Annotated in this window: 13 protein-coding genes; 2 read left to right on the top strand and 11 right to left on the bottom strand. The window is 66.8% G+C overall.

Annotation, left to right across the window (positions count from 1 at the left end; all coding sequences use genetic code 11):
- Positions 1 to 19: 19 nt before the first annotated feature.
- Entirely contained in the window at positions 20 to 1,120 is a 1,101-nt protein-coding gene (locus tag ACSQ89_RS14830; RefSeq protein ID WP_093108756.1) for a cell division protein ZipA C-terminal FtsZ-binding domain-containing protein, read from the bottom strand.
- A gap of 13 nt (positions 1,121 to 1,133) precedes the next feature.
- Positions 1,134 to 4,649, bottom strand: a complete 3,516-nt coding sequence (gene smc, locus ACSQ89_RS14835) for a chromosome segregation protein SMC (protein WP_436290277.1) — start codon at positions 4,647 to 4,649, stop codon at positions 1,134 to 1,136.
- Positions 4,650 to 4,766: 117 nt separating this feature from the next.
- Between smc and ACSQ89_RS14840 the strand changes: the two genes are divergently transcribed.
- Positions 4,767 to 5,516, top strand: coding sequence for a hypothetical protein (locus tag ACSQ89_RS14840; protein WP_093108758.1), 750 nt, complete (start codon positions 4,767 to 4,769; stop codon positions 5,514 to 5,516).
- Between the two features lie 7 nt (positions 5,517 to 5,523).
- On the opposite strand, the gene ACSQ89_RS14845 is transcribed toward ACSQ89_RS14840, so the two are convergent.
- Positions 5,524 to 6,897, bottom strand: a complete 1,374-nt coding sequence (locus ACSQ89_RS14845; protein ID WP_436290276.1) for a type II toxin-antitoxin system HipA family toxin — start codon at positions 6,895 to 6,897, stop codon at positions 5,524 to 5,526.
- Entirely contained in the window at positions 6,894 to 7,196 is a 303-nt protein-coding gene (locus tag ACSQ89_RS14850) for a helix-turn-helix transcriptional regulator (RefSeq protein ID WP_093108760.1), read from the bottom strand. The genes ACSQ89_RS14845 and ACSQ89_RS14850 overlap by 4 nt, the downstream gene beginning before the upstream one ends.
- A gap of 202 nt (positions 7,197 to 7,398) precedes the next feature.
- Here ACSQ89_RS14850 and ACSQ89_RS14855 point away from each other — a divergent pair, with 202 nt between their 5' ends.
- Complete coding sequence (locus ACSQ89_RS14855) at positions 7,399 to 8,091, top strand: mobilization protein (RefSeq protein ID WP_093108761.1); 693 nt, start codon at positions 7,399 to 7,401, stop codon at positions 8,089 to 8,091.
- On the opposite strand, the gene ACSQ89_RS14860 is transcribed toward ACSQ89_RS14855, so the two are convergent.
- The 7 genes from ACSQ89_RS14860 to ACSQ89_RS14890 all read right to left on the bottom strand — a co-directional run bounded on the left by ACSQ89_RS14860 (position 8,061) and on the right by ACSQ89_RS14890 (position 14,250).
- Entirely contained in the window at positions 8,061 to 8,585 is a 525-nt protein-coding gene (locus ACSQ89_RS14860) for a disulfide bond formation protein B (RefSeq protein ID WP_093108762.1), read from the bottom strand. The two genes, ACSQ89_RS14855 and ACSQ89_RS14860, sit on opposite strands and share 31 nt — an antisense overlap.
- Positions 8,582 to 9,676 (bottom strand): sulfate/molybdate ABC transporter ATP-binding protein, encoded by a 1,095-nt coding sequence (locus ACSQ89_RS14865; RefSeq protein WP_093108763.1) that lies wholly within the window; start codon positions 9,674 to 9,676, stop codon positions 8,582 to 8,584. Before ACSQ89_RS14865 ends, ACSQ89_RS14860 begins: the two co-directional genes overlap by 4 nt.
- Before the next feature lie 12 nt (positions 9,677 to 9,688).
- Complete coding sequence (gene cysW, locus ACSQ89_RS14870) at positions 9,689 to 10,594, bottom strand: sulfate ABC transporter permease subunit CysW (protein ID WP_093108764.1); 906 nt, start codon at positions 10,592 to 10,594, stop codon at positions 9,689 to 9,691.
- Positions 10,591 to 11,481 carry a sulfate ABC transporter permease subunit CysT gene (cysT, locus tag ACSQ89_RS14875; RefSeq protein ID WP_436290275.1) on the bottom strand — a complete coding sequence of 297 codons (891 nt, stop codon included), beginning with the start codon at positions 11,479 to 11,481 and terminating at the stop codon, positions 10,591 to 10,593. The genes cysW and cysT overlap by 4 nt, the downstream gene beginning before the upstream one ends.
- A gap of 86 nt (positions 11,482 to 11,567) precedes the next feature.
- Positions 11,568 to 12,569 carry a sulfate ABC transporter substrate-binding protein gene (locus ACSQ89_RS14880; protein ID WP_436290274.1) on the bottom strand — a complete coding sequence of 334 codons (1,002 nt, stop codon included), beginning with the start codon at positions 12,567 to 12,569 and terminating at the stop codon, positions 11,568 to 11,570.
- On the bottom strand, positions 12,566 to 13,138 hold the full coding sequence (locus tag ACSQ89_RS14885) for an RBBP9/YdeN family alpha/beta hydrolase (protein WP_093108767.1): 573 nt from the start codon (positions 13,136 to 13,138) through the stop codon (positions 12,566 to 12,568). Before ACSQ89_RS14885 ends, ACSQ89_RS14880 begins: the two co-directional genes overlap by 4 nt.
- Before the next feature lie 197 nt (positions 13,139 to 13,335).
- Positions 13,336 to 14,250 (bottom strand): LysR family transcriptional regulator, encoded by a 915-nt coding sequence (locus ACSQ89_RS14890; RefSeq protein WP_436290273.1) that lies wholly within the window; start codon positions 14,248 to 14,250, stop codon positions 13,336 to 13,338.
- Between the last annotated feature and the right edge of the window lie 18 nt (positions 14,251 to 14,268).

The raw sequence follows: 14,268 nt of genomic DNA on the forward strand, positions 1-14,268 counted from the left end.
GAAGAAAGAATAGTCAACTTCACGAGAATAAACGGCGCGCCAGGGGCGAGCCGGCCGAGAGATCGCGTGAATCGAGCGTGTCGTAGAGCTGCTGGAGATCGGCGCCGATCACGTCCATGGTGTCTTCGCGCAAGGGCTGGCCGTCGCTGTCGGTCACGATGCCGTCCATCTCGCGCGCCAGCGTGGCGGCGGTTTCGCGCATGCGTTCGAAGGGCCGCTCGGCGCGGTCGACTTGCGGCACGTCGAGGCTCAGCGTGAGTTCGCGGATGGCCGACTGCGCCGGATCGTCGGCCAGCGCGGCCTGGGTGTCGAAGGACAGGCCGAGGATCGGCGGCAACCCCACTTCGCCCGCGGGCAGCACCATGCGGCCCGGAATGATGCCGGCCACGAAGCCCAGCCGCGCCGCGTTCTGCTGCACATAGCCCGGGCTCCAGGCCGCGTGCAGCGCGCGCAGCACGAAGCTCAGCTGCGCGTCGTGCGAACTCGCGAACTGGTCGAGCTCGCGGGCGCGCGCCACCTCGTCCAGCATCTCCGGAAACTCGGGCGCGCCGTTCACCGCATCGGCGAAGGCCTGCGCCTTGACGACGAATTCGGAGTACTCGATCTCGTTGAGCGCACCGGTGCGGTTGGCCAGCTGCACGCCGGCCTGAAAAGCGCCGTAGCGCTGGCCGGGTGCCGCGGGCTCCCATTCGCCGGTGTGCTCGTTGAGGCCTTCGATCGCGACCGGCTTGCTGCCGGCGCGCCGCGTGGCCGGCATGCCGGCGATCGCCGCGTCGCCGGAGGCCAGGCCGTCGAGGGAGATCGGCGCGATCACGTCGATCAGCGGATCGAGGCCGCCGCGGCGTTCGGCCGTCGGCACCGGCAACGCACTGGGCGCCGGCAGGTCGGGGTCGAACAGCGGCTCGTGGCGTTCGCTGCCCAGCTTCTGGTGCGGATCGATGTGCAGGACGGGCTCTTCGTCGCGCGTGACCGGCGCAGGCGCGGTCTCGGGCGGCGCGCTGTCCTGCGGCGCATCGGGCTGCCGCGGCGCATTGCGGCGCGACATCCATGTGTTGTAGCCGACCACGGCCGCCAGTACGAGGCCGCCGAGGATCGCAAGGGCGACGGTGAGGCTGCTCATCGACGCTGTACGTCTAGGCTGCTTCGACCATCGACACGGCGGATTCCATGTCGACCGCCACGATGCGCGAAACGCCCTGCTCCTGCATGGTCACGCCGATCAGTTGTTCGGCCATCTCCATCGCGATCTTGTTGTGGCTGATGAAGAGGAACTGGGTTTCGCGGCTCATGGCGGTCACGAGTTTGGCATAGCGTTCGGTGTTGGCGTCGTCCAGCGGCGCGTCCACTTCGTCCAAAAGGCAGAAGGGGGCCGGGTTGAGCTGGAAGATCGCGAACACCAGTGCGATGGCGGTGAGCGCCTTCTCGCCGCCCGAGAGCAGGTGGATGGTCTGGTTCTTCTTGCCGGGCGGCTGCGCCATCACCTGCACGCCGGAATCGAGGATCTCGTCGCCGGTCATCATGAGCTTGGCATTGCCGCCGCCGAAGAGCTCCGGGAACATGCGACTGAAGTGCTCGTTGACGATCTTGAAGGTGCCGCCGAGCAGTTCGCGCGTTTCGGCGTCGATCTTGCGGATCGCGTCCTCCAGCGTGCCGATCGCCTCGTTCAGGTCGGCCGACTGCGCGTCGAGAAAAGTCTTGCGTTCGCTGGCCACCGCGAGTTCGTCGAGCGCGGCGAGGTTGACGGCGCCGAGCGAAGCCACCTCGCGGTTGAGGCGATCGATTTCGCTTTGCAGGCCGGTGAGCCGCACCTTGTCGGTTTCGATCGACAGCGCGATCGCTTCGAGGTCGGCCTCGGCATCGGTCAGCAGCTGCTGGTACTGCTCGAAGCCGAGCCGCGCGGCCTGCTCCTTCAGCTGGAACTCGGTGATGCGCTGGCGCAGCGGGTCGAGCTCGCGTTCGAGCTGCAGGCGGCGCTCGTCGCTCGCGCGCAGTTTGAGGGTGAGGTCGTCGTACTGGCTGCGCGCGGCGCCGAGCGCGGTTTCGCGTTCGAGCTTGAGCGCCAGCGCGTCCTGCAGGCCCGCCTGCGCGGCCGCGTCGGACAAGCGACCCAATTCGGCGCGCGCGCGCTCGTCTTCCTCCGCCAGCGAGACGGTCTGCTGCGTCGCGGTTTCGATCGCGCGATTGAGTTCGGCGCGGCGCGCTTCGAGAGTGCGCTGGGCGAAGGTCGCTTCCTGCGCTTGGCGCTCCAGGCTGCGGTGCTGCTCGCGGTTCGCGGTGAGCGCGCGACCGGCCTCGATCACGCGCTCGTCGAGCTGCGCGTGGCGCTCCTGGCTGTCGGCGAGCTGCATGTCGAGCTCTTCGAAGCGCGCCTCCGCGTTCACGCGCTTTTCCTGCAGGTCTTCGAGCTGGGCCTCGACTTCGCCGAGATCGTTGGAAAGCTGCTCGCTGCGTGCGCGCGTCTGCTCGGCCAGCTGCGAGAGCCGCAGCGTTTCGACCTGGAGCTCGTGCGCGCGCGACTGCGTTTCGGCCGCTTCGCGGCGCGCCGTGACGAGCCGCGAAGCCGCATCGCCGTAAGCCGCTTCGGCACGCGCCAGCGCGGTGCGCGCCTCTTCGGCGATCAGGGTCTGGGCGCGCAGCTGGCGATCGAGGTTCTCCATCTCCTGCTGGCGGGCCAGCAGGCCGGCCTGCTCGGAGTCCTGGGCATAGAAGCTCACGCTGTGCGCGGTGACCGCGTGGCCGCTCCTGACGTAGATCGCCTCGCCGGGCTGCAGCTTGTCGCGCTGCGCCAAGGCCTCTTCGAGCGTTTGCGCCGTCAGGCAGCCATGCAGCCAGTCGGTCAGCAAGGCCTGCTGGCCCGCATCGCTCAGGCGCAGCAGATCCGACAGACGCGGCAGCGCGCTCTGGCCCTGCGGCGCACCGGCAGCCGGCGGGCTGTAGAAGGCCAGCTTGGCCGGCGGCGCATCGCTGCCGAAGGCGCGGACCATGTCGAGCCGGCTGACTTCGAGCGCGCCGAGACGCTCGCGCAGCGCCGCTTCGAGCGCGTTCTCCCAGCCTTGCTCGATGTGGATGCGGCTCCACAGGCCTTGCAAGCCTTCGAGGCCGTGCTTCGCGAGCCAGGGTGCGAGCTTGCCGTCGGTCTTGACCTTTTCCTGCAGCGCCTTGAGCGCTTCGAGGCGCGCGGAGAGTTCGGCATGGCGCGCGCCTTCGGTATTGACGGCCTGCTGGCGGGTGCGGCGGTCGTCGTCGAGCTGCGGAACGGATTCCTGCAGCTCGTGCAGGCGCGCGTCGGCTTCGCTGGACGCCTCCTGCGCGGCCGCCAGTTGCTCCTGCAGGTCGTGCAGCCGCGCTTCGTCGGGCGCCGCGAGCGCGTTCTGGTCGCTGCGCAGGCGTTCGGCGCGCTGCGTGAGCTGGCGGCTTTGTTCTTCGATGTTGCGCTGGTCGGCGGCCAGCACCTGAATCTGCTGCTGAACCTGCGCGACGCTGGCGCGCTGGGCGTTGGCTTCACCCTGTGCGCGCTGCTGCGCCTCTTCGAGGCCGGGCATGCGTGCGTCGTGTTCCTCGAGCTGCGCCGCCAGCAGTTCGGCCTGTTCCTCGGCGTTCACGCCCTGCCCGGCCAGGGTTTCGATTTCCGCCTCGGCATCTTCGCGGCGCGTGTTCCACTGCGCGATCTGCTCGCTCAACTGGACCAGCCGCTGCTCCACCCGCTGGCGGCCCTCGACCACGAAGCGGATCTCGCCTTCGAGCCGGCCGACCTCCGCGCTGGCTTCGTACAGCTTGCCCTGCGCCTGGTTGACCTGGTCGCCGGCCGCGTAGTGCGCCTGGCGCACGGTTTCGAGCTCGGCCTCGATGTGGCGCAGATCGGCCAAGCGCGATTCGAGGTCGTTGATCGCCTTTTCCGCGTCGGCCTTGACCTTGGCCTGATCGGCTTCGCTCTCGCTGCGCTTCAGGAACCACAGTTGATGCTGCTTGCGCGTGGCGTCGCCTTGCAGCGTGTTGTAGCGTGCGGCGACTTCGGCCTGCTTCTCGAGCTTTTCGAGGTTGCTGTTGAGTTCGCGCAGGATGTCTTCGACCCGCGTGAGGTTCTCGCGCGTATCGCCGAGCCGGTTCTCGGTCTCGCGGCGGCGCTCCTTGTACTTGGAGACGCCGGCGGCCTCTTCGAGAAAGAGCCGCAGCTCTTCGGGCTTGGATTCGATGATGCGGCTGATCGTGCCCTGGCCGATGATCGCGTAGGCGCGCGGGCCGAGGCCGGTGCCGAGGAACACGTCCTGCACGTCGCGCCGGCGCACCGGCTGGTTGTTGATGTAGTAGCTCGAATTGCCGTCGCGCGTCAGCACCCGCTTGACCGCGATCTCGGTGAACTGCGCCCACTGGCCGCCGGCGCGATGGTCGGCGTTGTCGAACACCAGTTCCACGCTCGAACGGCTGGCCTGCTTGCGCGTGGTGGTGCCGTTGAAGATCACGTCCTGCATCGACTCGCCGCGCAGTTCGGAGGCGCGCGATTCGCCGAGCACCCAGCGCACCGCATCCATGATGTTCGACTTGCCGCAGCCGTTGGGGCCGACGACGCCCACCAGTTGGCCGGGCAGCAGGAAGTTGGTGGGTTCGGCGAAGGACTTGAAGCCGGAGAGCTTGATGGAATTGAGACGCACGACTGGTCGGCCTTAAGCCTGGTTATTTGCCAAGGTGTTGATTTGCAAGGAGAAATTTGCCGGCCCGAAGCTCGAGGACCGGCGGCCACCCGAGGCGACGATGATAACGTGCGAGCCATGAGCGATTTCCCCGTTTCCCCCCGCGCCGGGCTTCGTGTATGGCTGCTGGGCAGCACCGTGGCCTTGATGGGCCTGGCCGCCTGCGGCACGACCGAGCGCGCCGAACCCTATGCCGGCAACGAGTGGCTCCAGTCCGGCGCCAACCGCATCGCCAACCTGGCGCTGCGCGACAACCTGCAGTCGATCCGGCGCGTGCAGCTCTCGCTCTACCGCCGCAATCCGCGCGAATGGCGCAAATGGGCCGCGAGCGCGGAAGACGCCATCCAGCGCACCTGGGACGCGATCTCGCAGGAAAGTCCCCTGCCGGGCCTGCAAGGCGCCACCGGCATCGATGCGATCCGGCTGGCTTTCGAAACCAAACCCAAGGCTTACGAAGGCGACCGCGTGGCCGCGCTGGTGGTCGGATGGGCATCGATGCTCAAGCAGGCCAATGGCGGCACCTGGGAGCAGAGCATGCTCGACGCGGTGAACGCGGAAAACAGCTACCGCGCCGCGCGCAACGTCGAGATCTCGCTCTGGCTCATCAGCTCCAAGACGAATCCCGAGGGCCAGCCCCTGCTGCTGGCCACCGAGATCAGCGATCGCGGCCGCAACCTGGTGGTCGATCGCGAGCTTTCGAAGGTGGTTGCGCGGCTCGATCTGATGGCCGCGCAGGCCGACGAGAAGTACCGCCGTGCCGCGCTCGACTTCAGCCAGAACTGGCTGCTCGGCAGTCTGGTGCCCTTCTTCTCGATGATCCAGCGATAGTGAGCTTCTAGTCGAACCACTCGGCGTTCGGATGCCGCTTGCGCCATGACGCAACGCTGGGGTTGGTCTGGATGTATTCGGCCAGCCGCGTTCGGTGTGCGGCAGACAGCGGCAACGCCTTCAACAGGCTCGGCCAGGTCTTCATCGCCTGTTCGACGCAGCTTGCGACGACCTCGCGCAGTTGCTTTTCAGGGATGTCCCAGGCGTTTCCGAGCTCGCGCAGCGTCTTGGGCGTGAGCAGCGTGCGCTGCGTCTGGTTTGGAAAGAACGGCAGCCCATGTCCCGAGCCGCTGAGGTACACGCCGTAGGCGACGATGTCATAGGCTTTGGACAGCTCGGGCCTGGGTTGGCCGGGCGAGTACACGAGGCTGAAGTTCTTCAGATGCGCGTCATAGTTGCCCAGCAGCTCCGAGACCTTGATGCGGCGCAGCAGCTCCGCCACGTCGGCTTCGCCCTTGGCCGAGCGCCGCTTGAGCAGGAGGCCGATGGCCGCGTAGGTACCCGAATACTTGTATTCCGACGGTGTCCCCGTGACCTGGGCGAAGTCCTCCATGTGCAGGCGCCTGGTTTCGGTATCGACGTCGCGGTCGAACCTGGAAACCAGCAGGAAACTTCGCTCGTCCTTTTGCAGCGCATAGGGCAACTGGTCGGCGATGGCGGACAAGGGCTCCAGCCGGAATTCGCAGATGTTCACGCCGGCGGCAGCGGCCAGCGTCAGCGAGCTGTACTCCACTTGCGGAAGCCGGTCGTATTCGCCCGTCGGCAGCTTGCCGATGAAATGCTGCTCGTCCGATTGCTTGGACCGCATCACGTAGCGCCCGGGGCCGCCCAGAACCAGCGCCACCTTCGGCTGCACACCCGAAATCGAGGTCTGCTGGGGGGTGGGCACCTGCCCGGAGCTCATTTCGTAGCTGTCCCGGCTCTGGCCGATCAACCGGCCGAGCGCGACCTCGTCGAGCGTTTCGGCGTCCGCCCAGACGTCGCCGGGCAGATCGCCGCCGCAGGCTGCCAGCAAACCGAGTTCGTCATTCGCGTCCAGGCCCAGGTCGCCGACCAATTGCTTGCGCAGCGGCCCTTCCGGAAGCAAATTCTGGAAGAAAGGCGGCAACCCGAAATTGCCGTCGCCGCGGTTGACGTCCAGGGCCGGGTCCAGCAGCTGAGCCACCGTGGCCGCTTCGGCCTCGGCGATCGCCTGGGCCACTCTTTCGGCGCTGCCCGAGGTCGCAGGCGCGACGACATAGAGCTGCGACAGCACCGGCCGTGCCGGGTTCTTCGCATATTCGTCGTCGAATCTGAAATACACCCGCCCGTCGTCGAGCCCGAAGAGCGATCCGACGTTCGTTCTTCCCAGCCGGATCCGCAGCGAGCGTACGACGCTCATCTGCCGCGCCTCGCCGGTTTCGGCATCAAGCTGCTCACTTCATCCTGCAGGCTGGTGGATTTGGTATCGCTGCCGGCCCGGGTCAGGTCCGCGACCACCTGCGGAACGAACTGGAGTTCGAGGCCCAGGCTCTTGAGCAAGGCGAGCAAGGTGTTCAGTTCCACGTTCCCCCGCCCCGCTTCCAGAGCACCCAAGGTGTTTCTGGAGACACCTGCTTTCAGGGCGAGTTCGGAGGCCGTCATGGCGCGATCCTTTCGAGCCTGGCGCAGGAAGCTGCCGACTTCGGCGAGAGTCGTCATGTTCAACTCATTGAGCAAAAATTATATATGCACATCATATTGAGCATGTTCGCCACCAAGGTCAAGCTTATTTGCCCAATATAGTGCTCATATCATTGATTGCATATTTTATTGTGCAAGCACACGGTCAACCATAAGCCAACCCTCTCGCCCTCCCGACGACCCCTAGAATGCTTCGCACTTCTCCATCCCCAGGAACCTCATGAGCTCCCTCAATTTCATCGGCGGCGAAAAGGGCGGTGTCGGCAAATCCGTCACGGCACGGGTCTTGGCGCAGTACTTCATCGATCACAGCCGGCCTTTCGTCGGCTTCGACACCGATCGCTCGCACAGCTCCTTCACCCGCTTCTACGAGGGCTTCGCCTCGCCGGTGGTGGTGGACAGCTACGAAGGCCTCGACACGGTCGTGAACGGCTTCGAGACGAATCCGCAGCAGAGCGTGATCGTCGATCTCGCAGCGCAAACGCTGGCGCCGCTGGCGCGCTGGATCAAGGAGTCCGATCTGTTCGACGTGTTCGCCGAGCTCGGCGTGACCGTCAACTTCTGGCACGTGCTCGATGACGGCAAGGACTCGAGCGACCTGCTCGGCGCGCTGGTCGACACCTTCAGCAACCGGCCGAACTACATCGTGGTGCAGAACTACGGCCGCGGCAGCGACTTCGGCCTGCTGCTCGGTTCGCAATCGCTCGGCAAGGCAACCACGCACGGCGCCCGCGTCATCGCGCTGCCGCGCCTGCACGAGGCCAGCATGCGCAAGATCGATGGGCGCAACACCAGCTTCTGGAAGGCGGTCAACGACCGCGACGGCCAGCACGCGCTCGGGCTGCTGGAGCGCCAGCGCGTCAAGAGCTGGCTGGCGACCTCTTACGCAGCCTTCGACACGCTGCCGCTCTGAGCGCTGCGGCGAAACAGCAGCACCAGCAGCAGCAGCCCGAAGACCGTGAACGCGATGAAGGACCAGTTCGCAATCGACAGGCCCAGGAAGGTCCAGTCGATCTGCGTGCAGTCGCCGCCGCCGCGGAAGATCATCGGCAGCGCGCGCTTGAGCGGGAAGGTCTCGATCATCCCGTAGAGGTCGCGCCCGCAGGACACGACCTCCGGCGGATGCCACTGCAGCCAGCTCTGGCGCGCGGCCGTGTAGGCGCCGCCGACCGCCATCACCAGGCCCAGCAGCGCGCCCGTGAGCTGCAGGCCCCGGCTGCGGCTGGCGGCCGCGAGCCCCGCGAAGACCGCCACCAGCACCAGCGCATAGCGCTGCACGATGCACATCGGGCACGGCTCGAGGCCGACCACGTGCTGCAGGTAGAGCCCGAAGGCGAGCATCGCCACGCAGGCGGCGCAGATCAGCGCAAGAGCGCGGCGCGGTGCGCCGAAATACCAATCGATCACGGAGAAACCCAATCTTCGACAAATACCCTGGCCTTGCGCGGCCTGGCGACGACGGTGTCGCCTTCCGCAAGGGCCAGGTCCCGGAACTGTTGCGCAGGGAGTTGCGCTTCGATGATGGTTCCGGAGCCAGGATTGTCTGGATTCGATTCCACCGGTTCGAGTTCCAGCCGCGCGATCGGGCCGACCACGATGGCGCGGCTCAAGGTCGCGACGATGCCGGTGGCGCCCGGGGTGTAGCGTTCGATGTCGAGGTCGTGCGGCCGCACATAGGCCAGCGCCCTGCCGTTGCGCAGCTCGCGGTGCTCGGGCGAATCGATGCGCAGGCCTTCGACATGCACCTCGCCCTCGTGCGCGCGGCCGTGGAACAGGTTGACGTCGCCGAGAAAGCCGTAGACGAAGGGGCTCGCCGGGTGGTCCCACACATCTTGCGGCGATCCGACCTGCTCGACGCGGCCGCTGTTCATCAGCACCACGCGGTCGGCCACTTCGAGCGCTTCTTCCTGGTCGTGGGTGACGAAGATGCTGGTGACGTGCAGTTCGTCGTGCAGCCGGCGCAGCCAGCGGCGCAGCTCCTTGCGCACCTTGGCGTCGAGTGCGCCGAAGGGCTCGTCGAGCAGCAGCACCTTGGGCTCCACCGCGAGCGCGCGGGCCAGCGCGATGCGCTGGCGCTGGCCGCCCGAGAGCTGCGACGGATAGCGGTCGGCCAGCCAGTCGAGCTGCACCAGCTTGAGCAGGTCGTGCACCTTGGTCTTGATCTGCGTTTCGCTCGGGCGCAGTCCGCGCGGCTTGACGCGCAGGCCGAAGGCCACGTTCTCGAACACCGTCATGTGGCGGAACAGCGCGTAATGCTGGAACACGAAGCCGACCTGGCGCTCGCGCACATGCACGTCGGTCGTGTCTTCGCCGGCAAAGAGGATGCTGCCGGTATCGGCGGTCTCCAGCCCCGCGATGATGCGCAGCAAGGTGGTCTTGCCGCAGCCCGAGGGGCCCAGCAGCGCGACCAGTTCGCCCGAATCGACGTCGAGGCTCACGTCGCGCAGGGCGTGGAAGTCGCCGAAGCGTTTGCTGACGTTGCGGATTTCAATGCTCATGATCTTTTCTCCTCAGGCCGCGACGGCGGGTTGCGGCCGTTCCGGCGGCAGTTCGGCGATGGCCTTCATTTCGCGTTCGTGGCGCCATTCGATGACCGACTTGATCACCAGCGTGACCAGCGCCAGGATGGCCAGCAGCGAGGCCACCGCGAAGGCGGCGACCGACTGGTACTCGTTGTAGAGCACTTCGACGTGCAGCGGCATGGTGTTGGTCTGGCCGCGGATGTGGCCCGACACCACCGACACCGCGCCGAACTCGCCCATGGCGCGCGCGTTGCAAAGGATCACGCCATAGAGCAGCCCCCACTTGATGTTGGGCAGCGTCACGCGCCAGAAGGTCTGCCAGCCCGTCGCGCCGAGCACGATGGCGGCTTGCTCCTCGTCGGTGCCTTGCGCCTGCATCAGCGGAATGAGTTCGCGTGCGATGAAGGGAAAGGTCACGAACACGGTGGCCAGCACAATGCCGGGCACCGCGAAGATGACCTTGACGTCGTGTGCCGCGAGCCACGGGCCGAACCAGCCCTGCGCGCCGAAGATCAGCACGTAGATCAGGCCGGCGACCACCGGCGAGACCGCAAAAGGCAAATCGACCAGCGTGGTGAGAAAGGCCTTGCCCCGGAACTCGAACTTGGCGATGGCCCATGCGGCCGCCACGCCGAACACCAGGTTCATCGGCACCGCGATCGCGGCCGTGATCAGGGTGAGGCGGATCGCGCTCCAGGCATCGGGTTCCTTGAGCGCTTCGATGTAGGCGTTGATGCCCTTGCGCAGCGCCTCGGTCGCCACAGCGGCCAGCGGCAGCACGAGGAACAGGAACATGAAGGCCAGCGCCAGGCCGATCAGGGTCCAGCGCACCCAGGCCGATTCGGTGGTGCCGGCCTGCGCGCGGCGAATCGTTCTCGATGAAGCCGCGCTCATGCCGATGCCCCCCTGCGGCGCTGCCAGGCCTGCAGGCCGTTGATGACCAGCAGCAGCAGGAACGAAATGACCAGCATCACCAGCGCGACCGCGGTGGCGCCCGCGAAGTCGTACTGCTCCAGCTTGCCGATGATGATCAGCGGCGTGATCTCGGAAATCATCGGCATGTTGCCGGCGATGAAGATCACCGAGCCGTACTCGCCGATCGCGCGTGCGAAGGCCATCGCGAAGCCGGTCAGGAGCGCCGGCGTGATCGAAGGCAGGATCACCTTGGTGAAGGTCTGCAGCCGTGTCGCGCCGAGGCTGGTCGCGGCCTCTTCGAGTTCCTTCTCGGTGTCTTCCAGCACCGGCTGCACCGTTCGCACCACGAAAGGCAGCCCGATGAAGATCAGCGCGATCACCACGCCGGCCGGCGTGAAGGCCAGCTTGATGCCCATCGGTTCGAGGAACTGGCCGATCCAGCCGTTGCCGGCGAGCAGCGCGGTCAGCGAAATGCCGGCGACGGCCGTGGGCAGCGCGAAAGGCAGATCGACGAGCGCATCGACAATGCGCTTGCCGGGAAACTTGTAGCGCACCAGCACCCAGGCCACGAGCAGGCCGAACACCAGGTTGACCAGCGCGGCGATCAGCGAGGCGCCGAAGGTGAGCCGGTACGAGGCCATCACGCGCGGCGCGGTCACCGCCACCCAGAACTGCTCCCAACTCAGGGTGAAGGTCTTGAAGACCAGCGCCGACAACGGGATCAGGACGATCAGGCTCAGGTACAGGATCGAGAAGCCGAGCGTGATGTGAAAGCCCGGCAGCACGCGCCGCGAGGCGCCCGTGTTCCCTGCACGCGCAAGCGGCGCCGCCGCGGACGGCAGCGCCGAAGAGATGGCACTGCTCATCGTGCCCCCACGCTCTGCACTAACGTGTCATCGCTGCCCCCCGAGGGGGCTTTCGCTTGCTTGAAGCGGTTCGGCGCGGCGCTCATTTATTTGCCGCCGGGCGTATAGAGCTTGTCGAACTGCCCGCCGTCGTTGAAGTGCACCTTCTGCGCTTCGCTGAGGCTGCCGAACAGCTCCTGCACGGTGAAGAGCTGCAGCGGCTTGAAGGTCGCCGCGTACTTCTTGAGCACCGCATCGGAGCGCGGGCGCAGCGCGTGCTTGGCCGCGATTTCCTGCGCTTCGTCCGAATAGAGGTAGTCGAGGTAGGCCTTGGCCAGTTCGCCGGTGCCCTTCTTCACCACCGTGCGCTCGACCACGGCCACCGGGTTCTCGGCCAGGATGCTGATCGAGGGGTACACCGCATCGACCTTGCCGGCGCCGAACTCGCGGTCGATGGAGACCACTTCCGATTCGAAGGTGATCAGCACGTCGCCGATGTTGCGCTGCAGGAAGGCGGTGGTCGCATCGCGGCCGCCGCGCGCGAGGATGGGCACGTTCTTGAACAGCTTGCCGACGAACTCGGCCGCTTGCGCGTCGCTGCCGCCCTTCTTCTTCACGTAGCCCCAGGCGGCCAGGTAGGCATAGCGGCCGTTGCCGCCGGTCTTGGGGTTCACGATCACGACCTGGGTGCCGGGCTTGACGAGATCGTCCCAGTCCTTGATGCCCTTCGGGTTGCCGTTGCGCGTCAGGAACAGCATGGTGGACGTGGTGGGTGCCGCATTGTTCGGGAAGCGCTTGGCCCAGTCCTTGGCGACCACGCCGGCGTTGGCGAGGAACTCGATGTCGGTGCTGGTGTTCATCGTCACCACGTCGGCCTCCAGCCCGTCGGCCACGGCACGCGCCTGTGCGCTGGAGCCGGCGTGCGACTGGTCGATCTTGACCTCCTTGCCCGTGGTCTTCTTGTAGTTCGCCACGAAGGCGGCGTTGTAGTCCTTGTAGAACTCGCGCGCCACGTCATAGGACACGTTGAGCAGGGTCTGGGCCGAGGTCGCGCCGGCAGCGGCGAGCGCCAGGGCGCCGAAGATCGTCTTGATGGTTCTGGAGGTCATGGTCTTGCTTCGAGTTGGGGACGGCCGGCCATCAGGGGCGTGGGCTCGTCCGTCAGCGATTGGAGCAGAGCCAGGCCCAAAGGCCAGTCGCCATGCCCCGAATCGATGTTGATGTGGCCGGCATTCTGCATGCGAACGAATTCGCTGCCCCAGGCGCGGGCATAGGCGCCGGCCAGGCGCACCGGGCAATAAGGGTCGTTGCTGCTGGCCACCAGGATGCTGCGGTACGGCAGCCTCGCGTAGGGCACGGGCGCGAAATCGGACAGCACGGCGCGGCGCTCCGGGTCGGCCGGCGCCACCAACAGGGCCCCGCGGATACGCGCGGCCGCCGCCTCGGACAGGTGCGCGGTCGTGATGCAACCCAGGCTGTGCGCGGCGATCACCACCGGGCCCGGGCTTTCCAGCACGAGCTTCTCGAGCGCGGCCACCCAGGCTGTGCGCTTCGGCGTCACCCAGTCGTCCTGCAGCACCCGCACCGCGCCCTGCATGCGTTCCGCCCACAGGCTTTGCCAGTGGCCGGGGCCGGAGTCGCGCCAGCCCGGAACGATGATGATGGTCGGCTTCGTCACGCAGCGCTTATCTGTTGGGCTGCGGCGTCAGGCGCAGGTACGCCCGGACGGCGTGAAGTTGGGGGCCGTATCGCCGAGTCGCAGGGTCGCCATGGTCGCTCCGTGGATGGAAGGGAGCGCCGATTCTGCAAAGCATCGCTTCGATGACAAACGAATATCTACTTGTTTCGATATGGCGTTTGGTGAATAAGAGCTTCTTACACCGTGAGCCTGAAGCCCCCGGCACCGATGTGCTCGGCGAAGAAGTCGATCAGCTGGCGAATCGCCGGCACCAGCGCCCGGCGCGAAGGAAAGACCGCATGCAGGATGCCCGGCGGCGGCCCCCAGCCGGGCAGCACCTCGACCAGGCGGCCCGCTTCGAGATCTTCCTTGCACATGTAGTCGGGCAGCATGCTGGCGCCGACGCCTTCCACCACCGCGAATTTCAGCGTCAGCAGGTCATCCGCCAGGTAGCGCGGCGTGTGCTGCATCGTGTGCATCGCCCCGCCGGGGCCTTCCAGGCACCAGCTGGCCCGCCCGTCGGCGGCCGACTGGGAGACCGTGTCCAGGCGCCCCAGCTCATCCACCGTCCGTACCGGGCCCTGGCGCCGGAGCTGGTCCGGGCTGGCCACCAGCACGCCCCGGGCAGTGGCGAACTGCTTGGCCACCAGCGTCGTGCTGTCCTCGATGACCGGCCGTACGCGCAGCGCCAGGTCGATGCCCTCTTCGATCAGGTCGACGGCCCGATTCAGGATGCGCATCTCGATCTGCACCGCCGGATAGCGGAGGATGAACTGCGCCACCAGCACCCCGATGCCGCTCTGCGCCAGCGTGATGGGACAGCTGATGCGCACCACGCCGCGCGGCTCGGTCTGCACCTGCGCGATGGCTTCGGCCGCCGCCTCGGCGGCGTCGCGCATCGCGATGCTGTGCCGCAGGTAGAGCTCACCGGCCGGCGTCAGCGAGAGCCGCCGCGTGCTGCGCTGAAGCAGTTGCACACCCAGCCGCGCCTCGAGATCCGCCACGCGGCGCGACAGCCGCGACTTCGGCACGCCCAGCGCGCGGCCTGCCGCCGCAAAGCCGCCCCGCTCGGCCACCTCGGCAAAGAAAACCATGTCGTTGAGATCTTGCATGGCCACGATTGTCCTACT

Origin of the sequence: Variovorax sp. LjRoot175, assembly GCF_964253805.1 — a bacterium.
In the GTDB taxonomy this organism is placed as follows: Bacteria; Pseudomonadota; Gammaproteobacteria; order Burkholderiales; family Burkholderiaceae_C; genus Variovorax.